Here is a 22,244-nt window from a genome sequence, read left to right on the forward strand (position 1 = left end):
ATCGCGTTTCCATTGGCCTTTGTTGGTCGCTAGGGAGAACTCCGTTCTTATGATCCGCCGTTCGTTGCCTGCCGTGTTTGCCTTGCTCTTTGCTGCCCCGTTGCTGGCGGCGCCTGCTGGTCAACAGACCCTGTTCAATTTTGTCCGTCCCGCTGACGTGGTGAAAGTCGCGACCGAAAACGCTGACCTGCCGCAAGCCAATGCCGAACAAACGGCTGAAGGTGAAGTGCTGCGTCGTGTGACGTTCAACCCGGTGGCCCGCCCGACCTTGCGTCTGACGCCACAAACCGGCGCTTGGGACTGGTCACAATCGGGCATGATGACCCTGCGTTTGCAGAGTGCAATGAACTGGGCCGTGACGGTTTATGTGCAGATCCAGAGCAACAACGGGCAGACGCTGACCAGCCGCGTCGATTTGCCGGCCGGCCCTGCACAAACCCTGTTGGTGCCGCTGGTCGCCACTTCACCGCTCAGCCAGGGCATGAAAGCCGGGCCGCCGATGCCGATGCTGGTCGAGGGTCAGCGAATATTGCTGGCCAGCAGCAGCGGCGAGATTGATCGCAGCCAAGTGGTGTCGGTGAGCTTGTCGATGGATCAGCCAAAAGTTGCCCAGAGCCTGTTGCTCGAGCGTTTCGGCGTGGAGGACGGCGATGCGGTCATGCGAGCGGTGTATAGCAATCTGGTCGACGCTTACGGGCAGTCGACCCGCAGCAAATGGCCGGAAAAGGTCAGTAATGATGAACAGCTCAAAGCCGCCGCCGGTAAAGAACAGCAACAGCTGAAAACCTGGCTGGCCCAGCGCGAAAAATCATCGCTGGACACGTTCGGCGGCTGGAACAAAGGCCCGGCGTTCAAGGCCAGCGGCTTCTTTCGCACTGAAAAGCGTGACGGCCGCTGGTATCTGGTGACGCCTGAGGGGCATCCGTTCTACTCCCTTGGCGTCAACACCGTCAGCCCGGAGGTCAACCAGACTTACGTTGCCGGTCGCGAGAACATGTTTGAAGCCTTGCCCAAACCTGACGAACCGTTGGCCGGGCATTTTGGCGAGGACGACCACCGTGGTGGCAATGGCGCCGATCAGGGCCGAGGTCATGCCAGCGGGCGTTGGTACGATTTTTACGGTGCCAACCTGCAGCGCCTGTATGGCGAACCGTGCAAGCCGGCCAGCGCCACCAAGGCTGGGGTCGCCGAGGCGGCCAAGGCGGGTGCGGCTGAGCAAAGCGCAGCAAACGCTGCAGAACCGCTCGCTACGTCTGAGCAGCCCAAGGCTGGCGTTGCTGAAGCGGCCAAATCGTCATCATCCAATCCGCCCGCTGCTGTGCCTTGCACCGCTTCGGTCGATGAACAGAAGTGGGTGAGCCACACCCTTGATCGCCTGCAAGCCTGGGGTTTCAACACCGTCGGTAACTGGAGCGCGCCGTCGCTTGGCAACGCCGCTCGCGTGCCTTACACCTTGCCGCTGTCTATCGTCGGCGATTACACCAGCATCAGCACTGGCAGTGACTGGTGGGGCGGTATGCCGGATCCGTTCGATCCGCGCTTTGCCATGGCCACCGAGCGCGCCGTGGCCATCGCTGCCCGCGATCACCGCGACGATCCATGGCTGATCGGCTACTACGCCGACAACGAGTTGGCGTGGGCCGGCCCTGGCGAGGATCCGAAATCCCGCTATGCGCTGGCTTACGGCACCTTGAAAATGACCACTGACGTGCCGGCCAAACGTGCGTTCCTCAAGCAGTTGCGCGACAAATACCGCAATCAGGCCGGGCTATCGAAGGCGTGGGGCATTGATCTGCCCGCGTGGGAATTGATGGAAGACCCGGGCTTCGAGCCGCCGTTGCCGAGCGCGGAACACCCGGAAATCGAGGCCGACTTCAAATACTTCCAGAAAGTGTTCGCCGACACCTATTTCAAGACCATTTCCGACTCGCTGAAATGGCACGCGCCGAACCAGTTGCTGCTCGGCGGCCGCTTCGCTATCAGCACCCCAGAGGCCGTGGCGTCCTGCGCGCAGTTTTGCGACGTGCTGAGCTTCAACATGTACACCCTCAAGCCGCAGGACGGTTATGACTTCGCCGCCCTGGGCGCCCTGGACAAACCGGTGCTGATCACCGAATTCAACTTTGGCTCCACCGATCGCGGCCCGTTCTGGGGCGGTGTGACGCAATTGGCCAAGGAAGAAGACCGCGGTCCGGCGTACGCCAACTTCCTCAAACAGGCGTTGAGCGAACCTTCGATTGTGGGTGTGCACTGGTTCCAGTATCTGGATCAACCGGTGACCGGGCGCTTGCTCGATGGCGAGAACGGCCACTTTGGCTTGGTAGGCGTGACAGATCTGCCCTATCAGGATTTCGTCGAGACGGTGCGCAAGAGTAATTTGCAGGCGATTGATCAGTTGGGCAAAGAGGCTGGGAAAGCCGCGGCCGCGGCGGGTCATGAGGCTGAAGGTGGGCGAAAGGCTGAAGCCGGCAAAGGGCCAGGGCGGGGCGTAGGCCATGCGGGTGGGCATTCCGGCAACGGTCACTAGTCTTTACGTGCGCGTTAGCGCTCTTCGCGAGCAAACCCGCTCCCACAGGTTGTTCGTAAACTTTGTGGGAGCGGGCTCGCTCGCGAAGGCCTCGATTGTTGCACCACAGCATCAACCGTCCAGCCCATAGCTGTTCCCAAATCCCTCAAGGGCTGGAACAATGCGGGCCACTTTGTAGAGCGTTTTCGCGGGGGAGTTGCGGGTGCAGATTCAGGGACATTACGAGCTTCAATTCGAAGCGGTGCGCGAAGCTTTCGCCGCACTGTTCGACGATCCCCAGGAACGCGGCGCAGCGTTGTGCATTCAGGTCGGCGGAGAAACTGTTCTCGATCTCTGGTCCGGTACCGCCGATAAGGACGGCGCTGAGGCCTGGCACAGCGATACCATCGCCAACCTGTTCTCCTGCACCAAAACCTTCACCGCTGTCACGGCACTGCAACTGGTCGCCGAAGGCAAGTTGCAGCTCGATGTTCCGGTGGCCCGCTATTGGCCGCAGTTCGCCGCCGCCGGCAAAGAATCCGTCACCCTGCGCCACTTGCTCTGCCATCAGGCCGGTCTGCCGGCCTTGCGCGAACTGTTGGCGCCCGAAGCCCTTTACGACTGGCAAACCATGGTCGACGCCCTGGCGGCCGAAGCGCCGTGGTGGACGCCGGGCACCGGTCACGGGTACGCCGCGATCACATACGGCTGGCTGATCGGCGAATTGCTGCGTCGTGCTGATGGTCGCGGCCCTGGCGAATCGATCGTCGCCCGTGTCGCCAAGCCATTGGGCCTGGATTTCCACGTAGGCCTGGCCGATGAAGAATTCCACCGCGTGGCGCACATCGCTCGGGGCAAGGGCAATGCCGGCGATGCGGCCGCGCAACGTCTGCTGCAAGTGACCCTGCGCGAACCCACCGCCATGACCACCCGCGCTTTCACCAATCCGCCGTCGGTGCTCACCAGCACCAATAAGCCGCAATGGCGACGCATGCAGCAACCGGCGGCCAACGGCCACGGCAATGCGCGCAGTCTCGCCGGTTTCTACGCCGGACTGCTCGACGGCAGCCTGCTCGAAAGCGACATGCTCGAAGAGCTGACCCGTGAGCACAGTCTCGGCGAAGACAAGACCCTGCTGACCCGGACCCGTTTCGGCCTCGGCTGCATGCTCGATCAACCGGACGTGCCCAATGCCACCTACGGCCTCGGCCCAAGGGCGTTCGGTCATCCGGGGGCGGGCGGCTCCATCGGTTTTGCTGACCCTGAGCATGATGTCGCGTTCGGTTTTGTGACAAATACCCTTGGGCCATACGTCTTGATGGATCCGCGCGCGCAGAAGCTCGCGCGGGTGCTTGCCACTTGTCTATAAAGCATCAAAGGAGGTTCCAGGGCTGGAACCTCGACACGATTTTCGATTCAAAGCGACTGTTTATCCGGGCGATAGTGCTCTGATTTTTCATTACTTCATTTTGTGGATTTTCAATGTCATCTAAAAAGACGCTCGCCCTGGCCTTGTGTGTTGCGATCACCGGTTGCGCACAGACCCCGAAAAACGATGCGGACGGCAGCAGTTGGTGGCCGTTCGGATCTTCCGACAAGGTGGCGGCCAAAGAGCCGGCCCCGGCCCCGTTGAAGCCTCCCGCCACTGCCCCGGTTGCCAAAGCCGAGAGTAGCAACCCTTGGTACTGGCCGTTCGGTTCCGATGATTCGGCTACCAAAACTGAAGCAAAAAACGAAGCCAAACCGGCCGCCGTGGCCAAGGCTGACGCTGAGGCGGGCGGTAAATGGTGGTGGCCGTTCGGCGGCAAGGATCAGAACACGGCCAAAATCGTGCCGATGCCTGACCCGAAAATCACTCAGGCCTGGCTCGACGATTATGAGCCGCGCCTGCGCGAAGCGGTCAAGGACAGCAATCTGCAACTCGAGCGTCGCGACAACGTGCTGGTCGTAACGGCGCCGGTCGAAGGCTCGTTCAACCCGGATCGTCCCGCCATGCTGCTGCCGGTCACCCTAGGCCCGTTCACCCGCGTTGCGAAAATCCTCGAAGCCGATCCGAAAACCGCCGTGCTGGTTCTGGGGCACAGCGACTCCAGTGGCGCCGCGCCCGCCAACGTCAAATTGAGTCAGGAACGTGCCCAGGCCATTGCGGCGATTTTCCGTCTCAGTGGCTTGCAACGTGATCGCCTGATGCTGCGCGGTATGGGTTCCGAAGCGCCGCGTGCGGCCAATGACAGTGCAGAGGGGCGTGCCCTGAACCGTCGTGTGGAACTGCTGGTCACTCCGCAGAACACCATGGTTGCGCTGTTGAGCAAGTACAACATGCCGGCGCCGAGGCCAGTGACCCTGGTCGCTAAGCAGGACGTCAAGCCAGCGGCCAAACCGGTGGCCCCGGCACCCGCGGCGAAGAAAGCTGCCGCACCGGCGACTAAAAAAGCGCCGGTCAGGAAAGCTGCTGCCAAGGCGCCGGCGAAGAAAGCACCGGCCAAGGCTCCAGCCAAGAAAGCCGCTCCAGCCAAAGCCGCTGCAACAGACAAGAAAGTCGCAGCGACCGATACCACCAAAAAGTGATTCGCTAACGAAAAGGAATGCGCCATGACCCAGGCTCTGGCAGATATGCGTCGTGATTACACTCGGGATGGTTTGACCGAGGCTCAAGCCCCGCGGGAGCCGTTTGCGCTGTTTCACCAGTGGTTCGCTGACGCGGTGAAAACCGAGCAGGCGCCGGTGGAAGCCAACGCCATGACCCTGGCCACGGTTGATGCGCACGGGCGTCCGCATTGCCGCATTCTGCTGCTCAAGGGCTTGGATGAGCAGGGTTTCACCTTCTTCACCAACTACGACAGTGCCAAGGGCCAGCATCTGGCGGCCAATCCGTTTGCCGCCATGACCTTCTTCTGGCCGTCCCTTGAGCGCCAGGTGCGTATCGAAGGGCGGGTGGTGAAGGTCACTCCTGAGGAATCCGATGCGTATTATCAGGTGCGCCCGCTGGGCAGCCGTCTCGGTGCCTGGGCGTCGCCGCAGAGCCGGGTGATCAACGGGCGTGGCGAGCTGGAGGATTTACTCAAGGCTACCGAGCAGCGCTTCAGTGACACTCAGCCTGACTGCCCGGAACATTGGGGCGGTTACCGCCTGCTGCCCGAGCGCATCGAATTCTGGCAGGGCCGTCCGAGCCGTCTGCACGATCGCCTCAACTACCGCTTGCAGGGCGCCGACTGGATTGTTGAACGTCTGGCACCTTAAGCAGTCTACCGAGCGGGATAGCCTGCCGCAGCGGCCTCAAGCCATTGCGGCAGATCCCGACGCTTGATCTTCTGCGTCTGTGCCTGTTTCAATTTTTCGAGCATGAAGGCGCGTTTGCCTTCATCCTTGCCGGCCAGCGACAATGCCAGATCGCGATCCATCCAGCGTTTGATCCGCACGTAAAGCCACCAATGGAAGTACAGACCGGCAACGCTAGTGACGACAATGATCAAGTAATCCATGAAAATCCTTGGGTCGGCGGCGCAAGAAATGGAATTTGGCGCTAATGTTGGTGAGTTCGCAGGGCGCCTGTACCGGGCCTGAATGAAAGCAATTTTATCCGGGTTGCGCCGTGACAGGCGTCAAGCTGCGGAGTTTAATGATTACCTGTCCTTTGGAGTTGATGCTATGCGTAAGTCTGTTCTGCTGGTTGCTTCCTTTTCCACGATGGCGATGTTGCTTACCGGCTGCCAATCGAGCCTGACCGGTGACTCCTACTCCCGTGACGAAGCACGTCGCGTGCAGACGATTCGCATGGGCACCATCGAGTCCCTGCGACCGGTGAAAATCGAAGGCACCAAGACCCCGATCGGCGGCGCAGCAGGCGCAGTGGTTGGCGGTGTCGGCGGCAGCGCCATTGGTGGCGGTCGCGGCAGCATCGTCGCAGCGGTCATCGGCGCGGTGGCGGGTGGTCTGATCGGTTCGGCGACCGAGGAAGGCCTGACGCGTACCCAAGGTGTGGAAATCACCGTGCGTGAGGATGACGGCAGCATGCGTGCCTATGTGCAGCAGGTTCAGGAGAATGAAGTGTTCCGTGTTGGCGAGCGCGTGCGCATCTCCACCGTTGGCGGGACCAGCCGCGTTTCGCACTAAGCGCGAGCGAGCGGTAAAAGAAAACCCCGATCAGGTGACTGGTCGGGGTTTTTGTTTTTTGCTTACAACCCGGGTAAGTCAGTAATCGGCACATGTGCCCAAAAAGAACTCCAAACCGTTCGGAAGGCTAACTTTGAGAAGAGTTTCCAGCGCAGATACCTGATCTGTGCTCAATAACAACTCCCCGGGTTCCAGTTCACTTAGGGGTTTGGACTCAATGAGCTGTGCGACTTTTTCATTCATCTCGCTACCGGTGATATCTAACTCGAATTGCAGAGAGTCGTCTTGAGCGTCATCGGGGTAAAAGCCGGTTATAGAAAGGTAGCGCATGTCTCAATCCTTAGTTTCTAGAGGTTCTTCTGTCCGGCACTGCAGGCCCGGTTTGCTCACCCGTCAGGTGATTGAACTCGCCCAAATGAGTAGTTCCCAATTTGTCGTATTTTTCGACCGCGTTACTTTTGTAATCCCATTCATAAATTCGACCTTTGCGGTCTACCCAGCGTGCTCGCCGCTTCCCGCCACCTTTCACCGATGATTTCGACTTTACTCTAACTGCATCAGGGAAGGCGGGTAGCGTCTTAGGGGGGTCGTAGTAAGCATGGTCGCGCGCCCTGCTTAGAACGATGTACACAGGCCGAATTCCAGAATCCGCCGGAAACACCAGAATGAAATCCCGATACTCCGGCGGATAAACCGGATTCACCAGAATCCCGTCTGCTGCTTTCGTTGGCGGATAAACCCAGATGTGCGGCGCCTGCGGAGCGGCCTCCAGTGCAGGAATGCCAAGAATGTCCGCACCATCCACGACCGGTGTCCAGATCAGTTCGACGCCTTCACCCAAGTCAGCAATGAACTGACTGCCACGCGCAGTGAACTGCACGACATCCACCATTTCCCAATCACGGTTCTTGCCGGTGTAGAAGCCGTAACCCTTGAGGCTGCCGTCGGCCTGTTGCTCTACCCGCAAACGAACGCGGGTGCGGGCCTGTTTCAGGGCGCGCAGTTGATCATCGGTGTAGAGGGCGCTGTCGCCCAGGCTTGAGGGCATGAACAGCGCGACCAGTCCAACCAACGTGGCGGCAGCAGTGCTGGCGGCAACGGCAGGCAATGCTTCGAATGCAGATCCGGCCAGAGCGAAGTTGCCAAATCCTGTCGGGATGGCCGTCGCACTGATGTTCTTCAACGCGACGGCACCGTTGATATCGGCTTCGCGGGCACCGAGCAGGATCAGTTCGCCGTAGTCTTTCAAACTATCGGTCGGCACCATCCCCGAAGGATTGGAGTAATCAATGATTGCGTCTGGCAACTTGCAAGATTTGGCAAAGACGCATCCGGCGCGCAGGGGGTCAGGCTTTGTCGCAGCGATTTCACGACTGCGCTCGAAGGCCTCCTGGCGCGCCAGCATGGCGTCGTAAGCGTTTTGTCTGGCATCGCGCGCAGCCAGTTCACTGGCCGCCATATAGCGGTAGGTGACGTAATGCCCGTCGCCTTGTGGTGGGTTGGGAACCCGGGGAATGTCCTTGTTGCGAGCCACTGATCGTCCTTTCGTTCATCCATCGACCGTCCCTGGGGAGGGGCTGGGCGACGTTAACGAAGCAGGCATTTTGTGGCTGTAGGACGCGTCTCTAAAAGCGTAGGATTGTTCGACTACAATAATTTATCGAGTACGAACTCTTTGAATCAGGGGGGCTGGATAGCTGACTTGATTTCAATCAGTTCTCCATCAGTGATTTCTGCTATTTGTGTCAGCCCTTCGCTGCCTTCATCCGAGTTATCGAAAATGTAGGCTCTGTTGGATGTAAGGATAGTTTCAGACAAAAGCTCCAGAGATCTCCAGTAACGGGCCTTTATTTTTTCAGGAGGAACGCTATGTCCACCTTGCGATACGCGGTAGGCAACCCTGGCTATATTGATTTCAGGATCAGCTGTAGCGACGTAATAAACGTAGACTCTGTAGCCAGAGTCATGAGCCTCGGCGAGCAGGTTAACTTTGTCTGAGGAGGACATGACCGTTTCAAACGTAAAGCTGATGCGTTCTTTGATCAGCGACCGGCGTATGAAATCGGAAAGGGCTGAAGCGACGTAGGAGTCGATTTCAGTATTTGCGAAGCTGAGTCTTTCACCTTCAATCGCAAGTGAGTCCAGCTTTGCCAATGAACGTGGGGATTTCTTTGAAAGCGCATGTTCACGGAAAAATTCAAAAATCCCTGCTTTATGAGATTCGATTCGATATGAGGTGAAGTCAACGTATCCCGTATCGTTAATCGCCCGTTCGATATCATCAGGATTGATGTAGTTTCCAAGCAAATGGGCAGGAACAAGTCGATTGAAGGTGCTTTTTCCCTATCCATTAGGTCCCGCAAATATCCGTATTCTTGGTGTGCTCAAGAAGTAACCTGTTTTGAAGATTTATTGATGTGCAGGCGAGTACCGTTTTTCAGGTTTCCATAAGTGCCGATCGAGCGCAAAGCAACGGAGGTCTTCTCCGTCACCTCGAACAGTTGGCCAGCTTTAGCAACAAGAACGGCTGCGCTGTTGGCAAGTGCCATCCTATAGGCGTTATTGAATGCCTTCAGGGCGATATCTGGAATCCGGGATTCCTGCACGGCAATCTGATCATCCGTCATTGGGCGTTTTTCTGCTTTACGTGACATGGATGGCTCCGAGAAATACCGTGCTCGAGAGGCGGCTGAGGTTAACGAAAGACATAGCACACTTGCGCGGCTCATTGCTAAGCCTTGCGCGAAGCGTGCTGATACTCATGACGCAGCTGGTTTCTCAGATTGTAGGGTGCTTTGGCGGCTCGCCGCCGCCGTCACCGCATACCCGATCAATGCCGCCAGAATCGAGCCGGTCAAAATGCCCATCCGGTCCATCCCGGCGTAATCGCTGAGACCTGGCTCAAAGGCCAGCGAGCCAACGAACAGGCTCATGGTGAAGCCGATGCCGCAGAGAATCGCCACCCCCAGCACCTGACCCCAATTCGCACCTTGGGGCAGGGTGGCGATGCCGATCTTGACTGCCAGCCAGGTCAGGCCAAACACGCCAACGGTCTTGCCCAGCAGCAGGCCCACAGCGATACCCATCGGGACGTGGTGGGTGAAGCTTTCGACGGTCACGCCACTCAGCGAAAGGCCGGCGTTGGCGAAGGCGAACAGCGGCAGGATGCCGTAGGCCACCCACGGGTGCAGCGCGTGTTCGAGGGTCAACAGCGGCGAAGGCTCGGCGTTTTTTGTCCGTAGCGGAATGCAGAAGGCCAACGTCACACCGGCCAGCGTTGCGTGGACGCCGCTCTTGAGTACGCAAACCCAGAGGATCAGGCCGATGATCATGTACGGCCCGAGCTTGACCACCCCCAGGCGGTTCATCGCCACCAATGCTGCGATGCACGCTGCCGCCAGACCCAGTGACAGGGTCGAGAGTTCGCCGGAGTAGAAGATCGCAATGATCACGATGGCACCGAGGTCATCGATGATTGCCAGGGTCATCAGGAACAGTTTCAGCGACACCGGCACACGCTTGCCGAGCAGAGCCAGCACGCCGAGGGCGAAGGCGATATCGGTGGCGGTTGGAATCGCCCAACCGTCGAGGGCCGGCGGGTTGTCACGGTTAAGGAACCAGTAGATCAGCGCTGGCACGACCATGCCGCCGATCGCCGCGGCACCGGGCAGGACAATCTGCGAGGGTTTCGACAACTGGCCGTCAAGCACTTCGCGCTTCACTTCCAGACCGATCAGCAGGAAGAACATTGCCATCAGACCGTCGTTGATCCACAGCAGCATGGGTTTGGCGATTTTCAACGCACCGATCTGCGCCACCACCGGAGTATCGAGCAGCCCGGTATACAGCCACGACAGTGGCGAGTTGTTGATAATCAGAGCCAGAATGGCCGCGGCGATCAATAACAGACCGCTGGCAGCTTCCAACTGAAAGAAACGCGTGAAAGTGCTACGCAGAGGCAAGGTCGCTCTCCATCGAATAGTCAAAAGGTGGAACACCCTAACCCGGACTGTTGGTTGTTAAAACAAAACTCATATTCTTTTTTTGTTATATGTCGTTACAGAGTGGTTTGCCGTTGGCCCTGCTGAGCCTAGCAGTTACTCGACATATTGAAACTCAGCTGTACCTGTGCGTGATGCAGGTTTTTTCCTAAGCTGACGACTGAGCCTTTTGACGAGGCTGATTTCCTGCCAGATTCAACGAGAACCCTCACCATGAGCGACAACCGACAGTGGGCCCGCGAAGCCATCCGAATCATTGAAGCGGACTTCCAGCGCAGCGCCGACACCCACCTGATTCCCTTGCCGCTGCCGGGGTTTGCGGGCATTGAGTTGTACTTCAAGGATGAATCCAGCCATCCCACCGGCAGCCTCAAGCATCGGCTGGCGCGTTCGCTGTTTCTCTACGCGTTGTGTAATGGCTGGCTCAAGCCCGGCGCCCCGGTGATCGAGGCATCCAGTGGGTCGACGGCGATTTCCGAGGCGTATTTCGCACGGATGCTGGGCTTGCCGTTTATCGCGGTGATGCCGGCGACCACCTCCAAGGAAAAGATTGCCCAGATCGCTTTCTATGGCGGCCAGAGCCACCTGGTGAACGATCCGACGCAGATTTACGCTGAATCCGAACGTTTGGCCCGTGAGCACGGTGGCCACTTCATCGATCAGTTCACCTATGCCGAGCGCGCCACCGACTGGCGAGCGAACAACAACATCGCCGAGTCGATTTTTCAGCAAATGCGCTACGAGCGGCACCCCGAACCGAGTTGGCTGATTTCCAGCCCCGGCACTGGCGGCACCACAGCAACCCTTGGCCGCTACGTGCGCTATCGCCAGCACTGCACCCGCGTGTTGTGCGCCGACGCCGAACGCTCGGTATTCTTCGATTACTACAAGAGCGGCGATGCGAGTCTGCGTCTGGATTGTGGTTCGCGGATTGAAGGCATTGGCCGGCCTCGGGTGGAAGCGTCGTTCTTGCCCAAGGTGATCGATGCGATGGTCAAAGTGCCGGACGCCTTGTCGCTGGCGGCCATGCATTATATGGCGCAACGTCTGGGCCGGCATGTCGGTGGGTCAAGCGGCACCAACCTGATCGGTGCGCTGATGGCGGCGCAGCAGATGAAAGCAGCGGGTGAGTCGGGGTCGATCGTGGCGATTCTGTGCGACGGCGGCGAGCGCTATGCCGACACCTATTACGATCAGGACTGGCTCAAGGCGCAGGGTTATGAGTTGGAGGGGTTGATTGCAGCGGTGGCGGCGACAGCCGAGCGCGGTGAGGCGCTGCCAGCTTCAGTGTTGCGCGCCAATATCTGAATAAAACGCAGCAACCAATGTGGGAGCGGGCTTGCTCGCGAAAGCGTCGGGTCAGTCATCATTGTCGTCGACTGACACACCGCCTTCGCGAGCAAGCCCGCTCCCACAGGTTTAAGTGATCAAGCTTGCAGGCCGAGAATGTCGCGCGCCACAGCTTCGGCGATGCGAATGCCATCCACACCCGCCGACAGAATCCCGCCCGCGTAACCCGCGCCTTCACCGGCCGGGAACAGGCCTTTGACGTTCATACTCTGCAACGACTCGTTGCGGGTAATGCGCAACGGCGACGATGTACGGGTTTCAATCCCGGTCAGTACCGCATCGTGCAGCGAATAACCGCGAATCTGTTTCTCGAACGCCGGCAACGCTTCACGAATGGCTTCAATGGCGAAGTCCGGCAAAGCCAGCGCCAGATCGCCGAGCGCTACGCCCGGTTTATAGGACGGTTCAACTTCACCCAGTTCGGTCGAAGGTGTGCCATTGATGAAGTCACCCACCAATTGCGCCGGGGCCTTGTAGTCGCTGCCGCCGAGAATGAACGCGTGGGACTCCAGGCGTTCCTGCAACTCGATCCCGGCCAGCGGTCCGCCCGGATAATCGACTTCCGGGGTGATGCCGACGACGATGCCGGAGTTGGCGTTGCGCTCGTTACGCGAGTATTGGCTCATGCCGTTGGTGACCACCCGGTTCGGCTCGGAAGTTGCCGCTACCACGGTGCCGCCCGGGCACATGCAGAAGCTGTAGACCGAACGACCGTTCTTGGCGTGGTGCACCAGTTTGTAATCGGCGGCGCCGAGTTTTGGATGGCCGGCGTATTTGCCCAGTCGCGCACGGTCGATCAGCGATTGCGGGTGTTCGATACGGAAACCCACCGAGAACGGCTTGGCTTCCATGAATACGCCGCGCCCGTGGAGCATGCGGAAGGTGTCACGGGCGCTGTGGCCCAGAGCCAGAACCACGTGCCTGGAATGCAAGGTTTCGCCGCTGCCCAACTCGACGCCGACCACTTGGCCGTCTTCGATCAGGACATCGGTGACGCGCTCCTGGAAGCGCACTTCACCACCCAGGGCGCGGATCTCTTCACGCATGGTCTCGACCATACCGGTCAGGCGGAACGTACCGATGTGCGGTTTGCTGACGTAGAGGATTTCTTCCGGTGCGCCGGCCTTGACGAACTCGTGCAGCACTTTGCGGCCAAGGAACTTCGGATCCTTGATCTGGCTGTACAGTTTGCCGTCGGAGAACGTGCCCGCGCCGCCTTCGCCGAACTGCACGTTGGATTCGGGGTTGAGCACGCTTTTACGCCACAGGCCCCAGGTGTCCTTGGTGCGCTGGCGCACTTCGGTGCCGCGCTCGAGGATGATCGGCTTGAAGCCCATTTGCGCCAGCAGCAAGCCGGCGAATATGCCGCACGGGCCGAAGCCGACCACGATCGGGCGTTGACTCAGATCGCTCGGCGCCTGTCCGACGAACTTGTAGCTGACATCCGGCGCCACGTTGACGTTACGGTCATCGGCGAACTTGCCCAGCACCTTGGCCTCGTCGCGTACGTTGAGGTCGATGGTGTAGATGAAGCACAGTTCGGAGGACTTTTTGCGCGCATCGTAGCTGCGCTTGAACAAGGTGAAATCGAGCAAGTCATCGCTGGCGATGCCCAGGCGTTGCACGATGGCGACGCGCAGGTCTTCTTCGGGATGATCGATTGGCAGCTTGAGTTCAGTGATTCGTAACATGGCGAGGATCCGGGTTCGCGGGGCGCACAACTGCGCCAGGGCGTTTGAAGGCCGCGATTATAAGCCGCAAAGGCCGGATCCGGTGAGGCAAAAACGCTCAGTCGTTGCGCGATCCGCCGAAATACCCGCAGCCTCGCTGCACTTTGCCATCGATACGCAACTCGGCACTCATGTGTTGCACGCTGCCGGTATGGCTGTCGACACAGCGTTGTGGCGCAACCCACAATTCGATGCGTTGATTGTTGGCTTCGCTGCTGAGATTGAAGCGGCCGTCGCCCAATTGCTCCTCAACATAAGGCACGGCGAGCGGTGGTTGACCTTCGCGTTCGATGACCATGCCTCGACCGCTGACCTTGGCGTTCCATTCCGGGCCGTGGCCGGCGGCGCGCAGGATCAGCAATTTGAAATTGGGATCATCACAAGCCGTGCCGGAACGCTCGACGCGATAGAGTTGAGTCAGGTCGAGGCGCTCGCCGACAGTTTTCCCGCGTACGTCGGCGAACAGTTTGCCTTGCTCGTCGGCGAGGGTCGCTGCCTCTTGCAGGATGCTGGTGCCGCCAATGTCGTTGACCACGAACCGGCGCTGATCCTGGCACGGCTGGAACACCAGTTTGCCGTCGGCAGCAGTCAGTTGCCCCTGCATCCGCGTCTGGCCGACATGGGAGGCACTTTGTCGCGGGCCATCAAGCAACTGGCAGGCGGCGAACAACGGCAGCAGGGCAACAAGGACTAACGAACGGGCAACACGCATCTTCGGCTCTCCAGACAAGTGCGGCCACGTTACGCAGGCTGACCGTTGATCACAAGGGTTTAGCCCACGCGAAACGTCTGACCGGTTTGCAGGCCTTCGACACTTTTTGCGTAGGCCAACGCCACATCCGCCGCAGGAACCGGTTTGTAGCCTCGGAAATACGGGGCGTAGCTGCCCATGGCTTCGAGTAACACGGTCGGGCTGATCGAGTTCACGCGCAGACCGCGTGGCAATTCGATAGCCGCCGCGCGCACGAAGCTGTCCAGTGCGCCGTTGACCAGTGCGGCCGAGGCGCCACTGCGGATCGGATCGTGGCTGAGCACGCCGGTGGTGAAGGTAAACGAAGCGCCGTCATTGGCAAATTCACGGCCGATCAGTAACAGGTTGACCTGGCCCATCAGTTTGTCCTTGAGGCCAAGCGCGAAGCTGTCTTCGGTCATCTCATCCAACGGGGCAAAGGTCACATTGCCCGTAGCACAGACCAGCGCATCGAACTTTCCGGTCTGTTCGAACAGGTTGCGGATCGACGCGCTGTCGCTGATATCCACTTGCAAATCACCGCTGTTGCGACCGATACGAATGACTTCGTGGCGCTGCGAGAGTTCGTTGTCTACGGCTGAGCCGATGGTGCCGCCCGCGCCTATCAACAGAATTTTCATCGAACTGTGCCTCAAGTAATTGAATGAGGTTTCAGTCTAGAGTGGTTTTTTCTGCGGATAAGCGTGCTAATGGGCAACCTTTGGTTTTCAAATGGAAACAATCCATGAGCGAAATGGATGATCTGGCCGCGTTTGCCGTGTTGATCGAGGCCGGTAGTTTTACTCTCGCAGCGCAGCAACTGGGCTGCAGCAAGGGGCAGTTGTCCAAGCGCATCAGTCAGCTGGAAGCGCAGTTTTGCGTGGTGCTGCTGCAACGCACGACTCGGCGTTTGAGCCTGACGGCGGCGGGTGCGGCGTTGTTGCCGCAAGCCCAAGCGTTAGTCATCCAGGTCGAAAGAGCGCGTCAGGCATTGGCGCGCTTGAAGGATGACATGGCCGGCCCGGTGCGCATGACCGTTCCGGTGTCGCTGGGAGAAACCTTCTTTGAGGGGCTTGTGTTGGAGTTCTCGCACAAATATCCCGAAGTGCAGATTGAGCTTGAGCTAAACAACAGCTATCGCGATTTGTCCCGGGACGGTTTCGATCTGGCAATCCGTAGCGACGTGACCAATGACGAACGACTGGTGGCCAAGCCGTTGCTGGCCTGGCAGGAAATGACCTGTGCCAGCCCCGCCTACCTCGAACGTTTCGGCGAACCGACGACGCCGTTGGCACTCGCTGAACATCGGTGTTTGCTCAACAGCCACTACAGCGGTCGCGAGGAGTGGCTCTATCATCAGCATCACGAGTTGCTGCGGGTACGGGTGTCGGGGCCGTTCGCCAGCAATCATTACAACTTGCTCAAGAAAGCCGCGCTCACGGGGGCGGGGATCGCCCGGTTGCCTTCGTACCTGCTGCAAACGGAATTGGCTGACGGGCGATTGCGCTGGCTTCTGCGCGACTATCAGACCCGCCGTATGCCGATGTACCTGGTGCATCCGTATCAGGGGGGGCTGCCAAAGCGCACACAAGTGCTCGCCGATTATCTGATCGACTGGTTCAAACGCAGCGGCGAGGCGCTGGATCGGCTTCAGCGATAGCGCTTGGCAATCAGGTGATCAATCGAGATTTTCCCCGGCCCGGTCGCCATCAGATACAGCAACACCGCCGCCCAGGTACCGTGAGTCGGGTAGGCATCCGGGTACACAAAGAGCTGAATGGTCAGGGTCATGCCCAGCAGCGCCAGCGCCGAAAACCGTGTGGCGAAGCCGATCAGAATCAGGATTGGAAAGAAGTGCTCGGCGAACGCGGCCATGTGCGCGGCGATTTCCGGCGACAGCAGCGGTACGTGGTATTCGCTCTTGAACAAGGGGATCGTCGAGTCGGCCAACCGTGGCCAGCCAGGTTCAAAGGTGCCATCGATCAAGTCGATGGCCAGCCCCTGGACCTTGGTCTGCCCTGATTTCCAGAACACCGCGGCAATCGAAAAGCGAGCAATGAAGGCAATCAGGCTGTGCGGGATTTTTTCCAGCAGCGTGATGGCGGCAGTGATGAGGTTGTTCATGGGCACTCCTTGTTGTTGTGCAAATGGCTGATGGCGTTGTGGGCGATCAGCAGCGCCAGAGTTTGGCTGAGGTCGAACGCAGGGCTGTTTTCCACGGCTGCCAGTAGGGGATGGCCGTCGATCAGATTGCCGATAAACGCCCTGGCGCCGTGTTCAAGGACAAAGACTTCAACGTCGAGACCGTTGCGCAGCACCAAGGCGTGTTGTCCCTGGCTGATGTGGATGCCTTCGAGCGTCCCGTCGTGTTGATGCGCAGCCCAGATCGCGACCACGGCATAGGCTGAATCGAGCAGGTGCACTGACGGATGCAGTTGGAAACACAGCTCGCCCAGACCTTGCGGGCTGGCGAGGGCTGCGCTGATCTGCTCATGTTGCACCGGGGCTGCGTCGGCGGCGTGATAGGCGAGGGTGCGCAAGCGTTCAAGCCGTGCGACGTCGGCCAGATACGGCACGCTGGAGGCCGGTTCAAACGTGGCGATGAAGTCCGCCAGACCTGCGCCGTAGCGGCTCATCAGCGGACTGTCAGGCGGCTGGCGCTGTATGAAAATGGCCGCCATGGCACGGAAAAACGCCTCACCGACCAATAGCGCAACCACCGGGTAGCTGTCAGCCAGTGCGTTGATCAATGAACTTTGCACATTGTTGCGATACACCGAAAAACGACTCGCCGGATCGGCGCCGTTGGCGCTGCACAGGCCCTCGGGGCAAGGTAACTGTGGGTCAAGTAGCGCAGCGCTGAACGCCGCTTGAGTGCTCATGGCTGACTCCCGACGTGCGTCAAAAGGTCATCGGCCTGCTGCGCCTCGGCCAGCAAAACATCGAACGCCGGCACCTGATTGTCACGTTCGATCAACGTAGCCACTGGGCCGATACGCTCCAGCACTTGCCGGTACAAACCCCAGACGGCTTGATCAATCGGTGCGCCGTGATCATCGATCAGCAAACGGTCGCCGAGGCTGTCGCTATCTTCGGCGAAACCGGCCAGATGAATCTCGCCAACCGCCTGCAGCGGCAGGGCATCGAGATAGGTCAGCGGATCACGCTGATGGTTCACACACGACACATGGATGTTGTTGACGTCCAGCAACAGACCGCAGCCGCTACGGCGGATGACTTCAGCGATGAAGTCGGGTTCGTCGATGCTTGAGCGCTGAAACGCCAGATAGGTCGCCGGATTCTCCAGCAACATGGGGCGTTTGAGGGTGTTCTGTACCTGATCGATATGGTCGCAGACGCGGTTCAGCGTCGGCATGTCATACGCCAGCGGCAACAGGTCATTGAGGAACACCGGGCCGTGGCTCGACCAGGCCAGATGTTCGGAAAAGGATTGGGGTTGATAACGCTCGATCAGCACGGCCAGTCGTTGCAGATGTTGGTCGTCCAGTGCGCCTTCGGCGCCAATGGACAACCCGACACCATGCAGTGACAGCGGATACTGCTGGCGAATCAAACCGAGAAAATGATGAAACGGGCCGCCGGCCACCATGTAGTTTTCGGCGTGGACTTCGAAGAAACCGATGTCCGGCAAGGAACCGAGCACTTCACGAAAGTGCCCGGTCTTGAGCCCCAGCCCGGCACGGGCAGGGAGCCCGGTGTGGGCTGCCTGAGTGCAGGGGAGGGCAGGCTCGGGGGATGTGAACATGATTGTCACTCAGGCAGACCGGTTATCAGGACTTGGCTTTGAAGGCTTCCATCTGACCGAATCCGGTCGGCGAGGTTTTGCTTTCGGTGGTGGTGCAGGTGCCTTTCGGAACGAGTTTCCAAGCATTGGCCTGGTAGTCCATTTTGGATGTGCCGGCGCAAGTGGTGCCTGCACCTGCGGCACAATCGTTTTGACCTTTCATGGCTACGCCGAAGCATTTTTCCATGTCATCGGCAGCGTGGGCGGTGGAAACGGCGGCGATGCTCAGGGCAGAACCGAGGGCCAGAACCAGGGCAGTGGCGGACAGGGTGCGAGTGGTAGCAGTCATGATGTTTCTCCAGTCTTGTTCAGGTTTTTACAAGCGTTTTTGCGCTTGCTTACCCCTCTAGAGAAAGCTCATGGCAATGCGTTACAGCCCACCGCAAATCTTTTTTCAAAGACCCCTGCAAGCGTTGTCGCAGCGGTAGCCCCTGCAGGGGGCGCGTATCAAGATGTGTTCTATAGTGATTTTAGAGGCCCATCGAGGCGGGCCTATTTACCAGGACGGTATCTCATGACAAAGGATCGCTCGCCTTCAGTTGTGCTATGGCGCAGGACTGCATCCCTGGCTTTGGCCTGCACGTTGCCCTTGATGTTCTCGACGGTCGCAGCCCAAACCGTCTCCGATCCGCTGGACACGCTCAGGCGCATCAACCACAACTACAACACCCTCAAGGATGCCTGCCAGGAACCCGATACCGGCGCCGCACGCGGTCTCTATTATTGCAGTGGCGTGACCTTGCGCATGGTCAATGACGGGCCGTTCAACCCTTGGGATTACAGCCCTTACGCGATCAAGATCGGCGCGACGTCCTACTCGTGGATCCGCAAGGACCTGAGCACGCGAATCCTCATTCACCCCGCCGGGTTGGTCCTGCGCACGCCAACCGATGCTGCGGCTTTGAACTTGCCGGTCAAGGAGCAGGGTTTCACCTGCATCTACGCCTTCGATGGCGGTACCGGGCCTGAGCGCAAATGGTACGGCTGCGGTTTCTTCGACAGCCGCGAACCACCGCGTGCCGCGCAAGGCGTGATGAACAACCGCAATGCCGCGTTGGCCTACGGTACCTGTGCAGAAGCGGGCGTCACCACTGCCGAGCAATGGACACAGAAATACACCGGGCTGATGAAAGGGCCGATCCAGTACGGCCAGTGTTCCTGGAACGCGGAGAAAACCAGCGACTGGCACGCGATGATCCGGGTGCACGAATCCCGGCCCAGTACCACCAACAAGGATCCTTTTTCCTTCAGTGGCCAGGTCAACGAGTTCATGTTGAAAAATGCCACGGCGACCCGCGACGGCAGCGAAAACATGAAGTACATCGATGCCTTCATCTACAACGTCAACAGCACGCAAAACTTCGCCACTCGCGGTGATCAGGCGCCGCCGAAACCCGAGAATGGCCTGAACAGTGCGCGCAATTTTCAAAAGAAACTTCAGACCCAAGGCTACAGCGTGCCGATCCTGCGACTGGACTTCACTAAGCCGGCAGCGGAGCGCTTCAGCTACGTGGCGGCGGATCAGGCGATCGACGAAATGGTGGTGGCGGGTGTTCCTGCGCCCAAGTACATCGCCGCAGCGACGTGGATCGAGCGTTACGACCCCGGCAGCAAGAAAAACGAGTGGTCGCTCAAGGTCACGCCCACCGCTCAAGGCCAGGCGATTCAGTCCAGTGATCAAGAGGCTTTGTACAAGGAGCTGTTTGCGCTGCGTGGCGCCGACAGCCAGTGGCGCGATTACGAAAAATCGGCGGGCAGCATGCGTGGTCAACTCAGTTGCCTGATCCAGAACTATCCGGCCAAAACCCAATGGAACCTTGAACCGTTCCGTCCCAATGTGAGCCCGCAGGACTCAGCGAAAGCCGGCTGCAATCCGCTGGCGCCCACGGCGGCGCAATACATCGCTTCTGCCGACTGGATCAAACGCTACGACCCTGGCACCCGTCAGGATGAGTGGAGCCTGAGCATCGTGCCGACGGCGGTGGGGCGCGCACTGCCCAACGAGCAGGTCGGCGCTTTGTACGACCAGTTGTTCGCCCTCAGGGGCTCGGACAGTCGCTGGCGCGATAACGAAACGTCCGTCGGCAGCATGCGTCAGCAATTGAACTGCGTGCTGGTCAATTACCGCAACAAGACGCCGTGGAATCTCGAGCCGTTCCGGCCGGCGTTATCGGACAGCGAAACCCGGGCAGCGGGTTGTAATCCTGTCCCGCGTTGAAGGTGTGTGTTGGCTAATCAAGGAGATGCAAGCCATGCAAAAACGTTTGAACACAATCGCGCCATTGCTCTTGTTACCGCTGCTGGTGCAGGCGACATGGGCCAATGCCGAGTCATGCGACGAGACCCTGAAAAAGGTCGAAACGTTGTACAACAAAACCGTCGACAGCTGCGGTCAGGATCCCGCCTCGGACTGTTCGGGATTGTTGGTGCGCGGCACGCACCGTGCCGATCCGGCCAAGGGGCAGAAGTGGGATGTGTGGAATCCCAGCCCGAAAGCGCTGGAACTGGGCACATTCGCCGCCTCTTATATGCGTGCCGACGGCATCAGTTATGAAGACCCCGGCATGAGCACGCAGAACGGCTACCTGATTACGCCGAGGGATCTGGTACGCGACCCTGAAACGCCGGTGCATGTCTATTGCGCGTTTCCCAACGACGCCTGGACTGATTTTCGCAACGACCGTGGCTGTGGCGACAACAAAAACACCGCCCCGACCGAGGCGGTCTGCCAGGCCATGAAGCCGCCGATTGCGACGCCGAATGCCTGGGTGGCGCACTTTACCCAGTACAACAACAACCGTCAGCAGGACCAGTTGCAGTGCGGTTTCAATATGCGCAATCCCATGAGCAGCAAGGAGCGGGTCGACGCCTTTCGCAACTTCATGGGCGCACGCAAAGTCATCAACAGCCGTGAGTTTCAGACGCAGACGGAGTTGCGCCTGGGCAACCCGAAAACTGACGAATTGCCGATTCTGGCGTTTTTCTACAGTGACCAACGCGGCTTGAACGATGCCATGGCCAACCAGCGCGACTACAAGGCCAAGACCGGCAAGGATCGCAACATCATCAAGATCGATTTCCCGAGAACCCCGGTCGGCAAGGCCAGCTTCTCGTGCATCCAGGCCGCCACGCCAGCGGCGCCGAAGTTCTGCGAAAAATACATCGAGTCGAGCACTTGGGTGCAACGTCCCGACCCGAAACTGGGACCGAACACCTGGTCACTGCAAGTCGTGCCGACCGCGTGCGGTCGAGCGATCAAGGATGATCAGACTGACCGGATGTTTGCCGAGTTGTACAACAAACACAAAGACGATCAGCAATGGCGGCAGTACAGCGTCAACGGCGGGTCGTTGCGGCGGCAGATGGTTTGCCACCTCGCGGCAACCTATGAGGGCAAGCCTGTGCGCAACAAACCCGAGTGGAACCTTGAGCCGGCGCGTCCTTACGTCGATCAGGCCACTGCCGTGGCCCAACACTGCAACCCTTATTAACGGCTTTTGATTTTGTGAGGGCGGTGGGTTGAAGGTTTGTAGCGCGCACAAAAAAACGGCCCGAAGGCCGTTTTCCTGTTTAGCGAAAAGCCTCAACCGCCCAGATACGCCTCGCGTACTTTCGGGTCGGTCAGCAGCGCTTCACCGGTGCCTTGCATCACTACGCGGCCGTTCTCCAGAACGTACGCACGATCAGCGATTTTCAAAGCCTGGTTGGCATTCTGCTCGACCAGGAACACCGTCACACCGTCCTTGCGCAGCATTTCGATGATGTCGAAAATCTGCTGGATGATGATCGGTGCCAGGCCCAGCGACGGCTCGTCGAGCAGCAGCAGTTTGGGCTTGCTCATCAGCGCACGGCCGATGGCGAGCATTTGCTGTTCGCCGCCGGACATGGTGCCGCCACGCTGGTTGAAGCGTTCTTTCAGGCGTGGGAAAAGGCCGAGAACCTTGTCCATCTGTTCCTGATATTGCGCATCGGTGAACGGCAGATCATCGGTGCCTTCGAGTTCGATGCC

At 59.2% G+C, this 22,244-nt stretch carries 23 protein-coding genes; 9 read left to right on the plus strand and 14 right to left on the minus strand.

Going from position 1 to position 22,244, the window contains the following annotated elements; genetic code table 11:
* Nucleotides 1-49: 49 nt before the first annotated feature.
* The 4 genes from ACIOWA_RS18860 to pdxH all read left to right on the plus strand — a co-directional run bounded on the left by ACIOWA_RS18860 (nucleotide 50) and on the right by pdxH (nucleotide 5,746).
* Entirely contained in the window at nucleotides 50-2,527 is a 2,478-nt protein-coding gene (locus ACIOWA_RS18860; protein WP_339430633.1) for a beta-agarase, read from the plus strand.
* A 202-nt stretch (nucleotides 2,528-2,729) separates the two neighbouring features.
* Nucleotides 2,730-3,875 (plus strand): serine hydrolase domain-containing protein, encoded by a 1,146-nt coding sequence (locus ACIOWA_RS18865; RefSeq protein ID WP_221731441.1) that lies wholly within the window; start codon nucleotides 2,730-2,732, stop codon nucleotides 3,873-3,875.
* Nucleotides 3,876-3,988: 113 nt separating this feature from the next.
* A complete protein-coding gene (locus ACIOWA_RS18870; protein ID WP_401161302.1) occupies nucleotides 3,989-5,074 on the plus strand; it encodes an OmpA family protein in 1,086 nt (361 codons plus the stop codon).
* A 24-nt stretch (nucleotides 5,075-5,098) separates the two neighbouring features.
* Nucleotides 5,099-5,746 (plus strand): pyridoxamine 5'-phosphate oxidase, encoded by a 648-nt coding sequence (gene pdxH / locus ACIOWA_RS18875; protein ID WP_339430635.1) that lies wholly within the window; start codon nucleotides 5,099-5,101, stop codon nucleotides 5,744-5,746.
* Between the two features lie 5 nt (nucleotides 5,747-5,751).
* On the opposite strand, the gene ACIOWA_RS18880 is transcribed toward pdxH, so the two are convergent.
* Nucleotides 5,752-5,988: a hypothetical protein gene (locus tag ACIOWA_RS18880; RefSeq protein ID WP_339430636.1), complete on the minus strand. Its 237-nt coding sequence runs from the start codon at nucleotides 5,986-5,988 to the stop codon at nucleotides 5,752-5,754.
* Between the two features lie 166 nt (nucleotides 5,989-6,154).
* Between ACIOWA_RS18880 and ACIOWA_RS18885 the strand changes: the two genes are divergently transcribed.
* Complete coding sequence (locus ACIOWA_RS18885; protein ID WP_024776354.1) at nucleotides 6,155-6,619, plus strand: glycine zipper 2TM domain-containing protein; 465 nt, start codon at nucleotides 6,155-6,157, stop codon at nucleotides 6,617-6,619.
* A gap of 78 nt (nucleotides 6,620-6,697) precedes the next feature.
* Here ACIOWA_RS18885 and ACIOWA_RS18890 read toward each other — a convergent pair whose 3' ends face one another.
* From ACIOWA_RS18890 to nhaA, 5 genes are all read right to left on the minus strand, one after another.
* Nucleotides 6,698-6,949: a pyocin S6 family toxin immunity protein gene (locus tag ACIOWA_RS18890; protein ID WP_401161305.1), complete on the minus strand. Its 252-nt coding sequence runs from the start codon at nucleotides 6,947-6,949 to the stop codon at nucleotides 6,698-6,700.
* A 10-nt stretch (nucleotides 6,950-6,959) separates the two neighbouring features.
* The gene (locus ACIOWA_RS18895; protein ID WP_401161307.1) at nucleotides 6,960-8,153 is read right to left on the minus strand and encodes an S-type pyocin domain-containing protein; all 1,194 of its coding nucleotides are present in this window, start codon (nucleotides 8,151-8,153) and stop codon (nucleotides 6,960-6,962) included.
* Nucleotides 8,154-8,299: 146 nt separating this feature from the next.
* Nucleotides 8,300-8,926, minus strand: coding sequence for a zeta toxin family protein (locus ACIOWA_RS18900; protein WP_401161309.1), 627 nt, complete (start codon nucleotides 8,924-8,926; stop codon nucleotides 8,300-8,302).
* Nucleotides 8,927-9,003: 77 nt separating this feature from the next.
* Nucleotides 9,004-9,273, minus strand: coding sequence for a hypothetical protein (locus tag ACIOWA_RS18905; protein ID WP_401161311.1), 270 nt, complete (start codon nucleotides 9,271-9,273; stop codon nucleotides 9,004-9,006).
* Between the two features lie 105 nt (nucleotides 9,274-9,378).
* Nucleotides 9,379-10,581, minus strand: coding sequence for a Na+/H+ antiporter NhaA (gene nhaA / locus ACIOWA_RS18910; RefSeq protein WP_339430641.1), 1,203 nt, complete (start codon nucleotides 10,579-10,581; stop codon nucleotides 9,379-9,381).
* 252 nt (nucleotides 10,582-10,833) lie between these two features.
* Here nhaA and ACIOWA_RS18915 point away from each other — a divergent pair, with 252 nt between their 5' ends.
* Nucleotides 10,834-11,928: a PLP-dependent cysteine synthase family protein gene (locus ACIOWA_RS18915; protein WP_339430642.1), complete on the plus strand. Its 1,095-nt coding sequence runs from the start codon at nucleotides 10,834-10,836 to the stop codon at nucleotides 11,926-11,928.
* A 119-nt stretch (nucleotides 11,929-12,047) separates the two neighbouring features.
* Here the strand turns inward: ACIOWA_RS18915 and ACIOWA_RS18920 are convergent, their stop codons facing one another.
* From ACIOWA_RS18920 to ACIOWA_RS18930, 3 genes are all read right to left on the minus strand, one after another.
* Nucleotides 12,048-13,661, minus strand: coding sequence for an NAD(P)/FAD-dependent oxidoreductase (locus tag ACIOWA_RS18920; RefSeq protein WP_339430643.1), 1,614 nt, complete (start codon nucleotides 13,659-13,661; stop codon nucleotides 12,048-12,050).
* Nucleotides 13,662-13,758: 97 nt separating this feature from the next.
* Complete coding sequence (locus ACIOWA_RS18925; RefSeq protein WP_339493696.1) at nucleotides 13,759-14,412, minus strand: hypothetical protein; 654 nt, start codon at nucleotides 14,410-14,412, stop codon at nucleotides 13,759-13,761.
* 59 nt (nucleotides 14,413-14,471) lie between these two features.
* Entirely contained in the window at nucleotides 14,472-15,071 is a 600-nt protein-coding gene (locus tag ACIOWA_RS18930) for a short chain dehydrogenase (RefSeq protein ID WP_401161314.1), read from the minus strand.
* A gap of 104 nt (nucleotides 15,072-15,175) precedes the next feature.
* On the opposite strand from ACIOWA_RS18930, the gene ACIOWA_RS18935 reads away from it, so the two are divergent.
* Nucleotides 15,176-16,090 carry a LysR family transcriptional regulator gene (locus tag ACIOWA_RS18935; RefSeq protein WP_339464422.1) on the plus strand — a complete coding sequence of 305 codons (915 nt, stop codon included), beginning with the start codon at nucleotides 15,176-15,178 and terminating at the stop codon, nucleotides 16,088-16,090.
* On the opposite strand, the gene ACIOWA_RS18940 is transcribed toward ACIOWA_RS18935, so the two are convergent.
* From ACIOWA_RS18940 to ACIOWA_RS18955, 4 genes are read right to left on the minus strand one after another with little or no spacing between them, the layout of a single operon-like run.
* Complete coding sequence (locus tag ACIOWA_RS18940) at nucleotides 16,081-16,554, minus strand: DoxX family protein (RefSeq protein ID WP_401161317.1); 474 nt, start codon at nucleotides 16,552-16,554, stop codon at nucleotides 16,081-16,083. The two genes, ACIOWA_RS18935 and ACIOWA_RS18940, sit on opposite strands and share 10 nt — an antisense overlap.
* Nucleotides 16,551-17,312, minus strand: coding sequence for a DUF2063 domain-containing protein (locus tag ACIOWA_RS18945; RefSeq protein WP_401161319.1), 762 nt, complete (start codon nucleotides 17,310-17,312; stop codon nucleotides 16,551-16,553). The genes ACIOWA_RS18940 and ACIOWA_RS18945 overlap by 4 nt, the downstream gene beginning before the upstream one ends.
* Complete coding sequence (locus tag ACIOWA_RS18950; RefSeq protein ID WP_401161321.1) at nucleotides 17,309-18,196, minus strand: DUF692 domain-containing protein; 888 nt, start codon at nucleotides 18,194-18,196, stop codon at nucleotides 17,309-17,311. The genes ACIOWA_RS18945 and ACIOWA_RS18950 overlap by 4 nt, the downstream gene beginning before the upstream one ends.
* Nucleotides 18,197-18,221: 25 nt before the next feature.
* Nucleotides 18,222-18,524: a DUF2282 domain-containing protein gene (locus tag ACIOWA_RS18955; protein WP_401161323.1), complete on the minus strand. Its 303-nt coding sequence runs from the start codon at nucleotides 18,522-18,524 to the stop codon at nucleotides 18,222-18,224.
* Between the two features lie 225 nt (nucleotides 18,525-18,749).
* On the opposite strand from ACIOWA_RS18955, the gene ACIOWA_RS18960 reads away from it, so the two are divergent.
* Both ACIOWA_RS18960 and ACIOWA_RS18965 read left to right on the plus strand, forming a co-directional pair.
* Entirely contained in the window at nucleotides 18,750-20,453 is a 1,704-nt protein-coding gene (locus ACIOWA_RS18960; protein WP_401161325.1) for a DUF2599 domain-containing protein, read from the plus strand.
* Between the two features lie 34 nt (nucleotides 20,454-20,487).
* Nucleotides 20,488-21,726, plus strand: coding sequence for a DUF2599 domain-containing protein (locus tag ACIOWA_RS18965; protein WP_339430652.1), 1,239 nt, complete (start codon nucleotides 20,488-20,490; stop codon nucleotides 21,724-21,726).
* Between the two features lie 92 nt (nucleotides 21,727-21,818).
* On the opposite strand, the gene ACIOWA_RS18970 is transcribed toward ACIOWA_RS18965, so the two are convergent.
* Nucleotides 21,819-22,244: ATP-binding cassette domain-containing protein (locus tag ACIOWA_RS18970; protein WP_401161327.1), on the minus strand; the 426-nt coding region annotated here is incomplete at its 5' end.

The organism is Pseudomonas sp. NPDC087614 (assembly GCF_044743485.1).
In the GTDB taxonomy this organism is placed as follows: Bacteria; Pseudomonadota; Gammaproteobacteria; order Pseudomonadales; family Pseudomonadaceae; genus Aquipseudomonas; species Aquipseudomonas baetica_A.

What these genes read in the sequence shown, in the direction of transcription:
- ACIOWA_RS18945 (WP_401161319.1), bottom strand. Translation starts at nt 17,312, where the DNA reads ATGAGCACTCAAGCGGCGTTCAGCGCTGCGCTACTTGACCCACAGTTA.
- ACIOWA_RS18950 (WP_401161321.1), bottom strand. Translation starts at nt 18,196, where the DNA reads ATGTTCACATCCCCCGAGCCTGCCCTCCCCTGCACTCAGGCAGCCCAC.
- ACIOWA_RS18885 (WP_024776354.1), top strand. Translation starts at nt 6,155, where the DNA reads ATGCGTAAGTCTGTTCTGCTGGTTGCTTCCTTTTCCACGATGGCGATG.
- ACIOWA_RS18870 (WP_401161302.1), top strand. Translation starts at nt 3,989, where the DNA reads ATGTCATCTAAAAAGACGCTCGCCCTGGCCTTGTGTGTTGCGATCACC.
- ACIOWA_RS18935 (WP_339464422.1), top strand. Translation starts at nt 15,176, where the DNA reads ATGAGCGAAATGGATGATCTGGCCGCGTTTGCCGTGTTGATCGAGGCC.
- ACIOWA_RS18955 (WP_401161323.1), bottom strand. Translation starts at nt 18,524, where the DNA reads ATGACTGCTACCACTCGCACCCTGTCCGCCACTGCCCTGGTTCTGGCC.
- ACIOWA_RS18930 (WP_401161314.1), bottom strand. Translation starts at nt 15,071, where the DNA reads ATGAAAATTCTGTTGATAGGCGCGGGCGGCACCATCGGCTCAGCCGTA.
- ACIOWA_RS18925 (WP_339493696.1), bottom strand. Translation starts at nt 14,412, where the DNA reads ATGCGTGTTGCCCGTTCGTTAGTCCTTGTTGCCCTGCTGCCGTTGTTC.
- ACIOWA_RS18915 (WP_339430642.1), top strand. Translation starts at nt 10,834, where the DNA reads ATGAGCGACAACCGACAGTGGGCCCGCGAAGCCATCCGAATCATTGAA.
- ACIOWA_RS18940 (WP_401161317.1), bottom strand. Translation starts at nt 16,554, where the DNA reads ATGAACAACCTCATCACTGCCGCCATCACGCTGCTGGAAAAAATCCCG.
- pdxH (WP_339430635.1), top strand. Translation starts at nt 5,099, where the DNA reads ATGACCCAGGCTCTGGCAGATATGCGTCGTGATTACACTCGGGATGGT.
- ACIOWA_RS18905 (WP_401161311.1), bottom strand. Translation starts at nt 9,273, where the DNA reads ATGTCACGTAAAGCAGAAAAACGCCCAATGACGGATGATCAGATTGCC.
- ACIOWA_RS18860 (WP_339430633.1), top strand. Translation starts at nt 50, where the DNA reads ATGATCCGCCGTTCGTTGCCTGCCGTGTTTGCCTTGCTCTTTGCTGCC.
- ACIOWA_RS18920 (WP_339430643.1), bottom strand. Translation starts at nt 13,661, where the DNA reads ATGTTACGAATCACTGAACTCAAGCTGCCAATCGATCATCCCGAAGAA.
- ACIOWA_RS18890 (WP_401161305.1), bottom strand. Translation starts at nt 6,949, where the DNA reads ATGCGCTACCTTTCTATAACCGGCTTTTACCCCGATGACGCTCAAGAC.
- ACIOWA_RS18965 (WP_339430652.1), top strand. Translation starts at nt 20,488, where the DNA reads ATGCAAAAACGTTTGAACACAATCGCGCCATTGCTCTTGTTACCGCTG.
- ACIOWA_RS18880 (WP_339430636.1), bottom strand. Translation starts at nt 5,988, where the DNA reads ATGGATTACTTGATCATTGTCGTCACTAGCGTTGCCGGTCTGTACTTC.
- ACIOWA_RS18960 (WP_401161325.1), top strand. Translation starts at nt 18,750, where the DNA reads ATGACAAAGGATCGCTCGCCTTCAGTTGTGCTATGGCGCAGGACTGCA.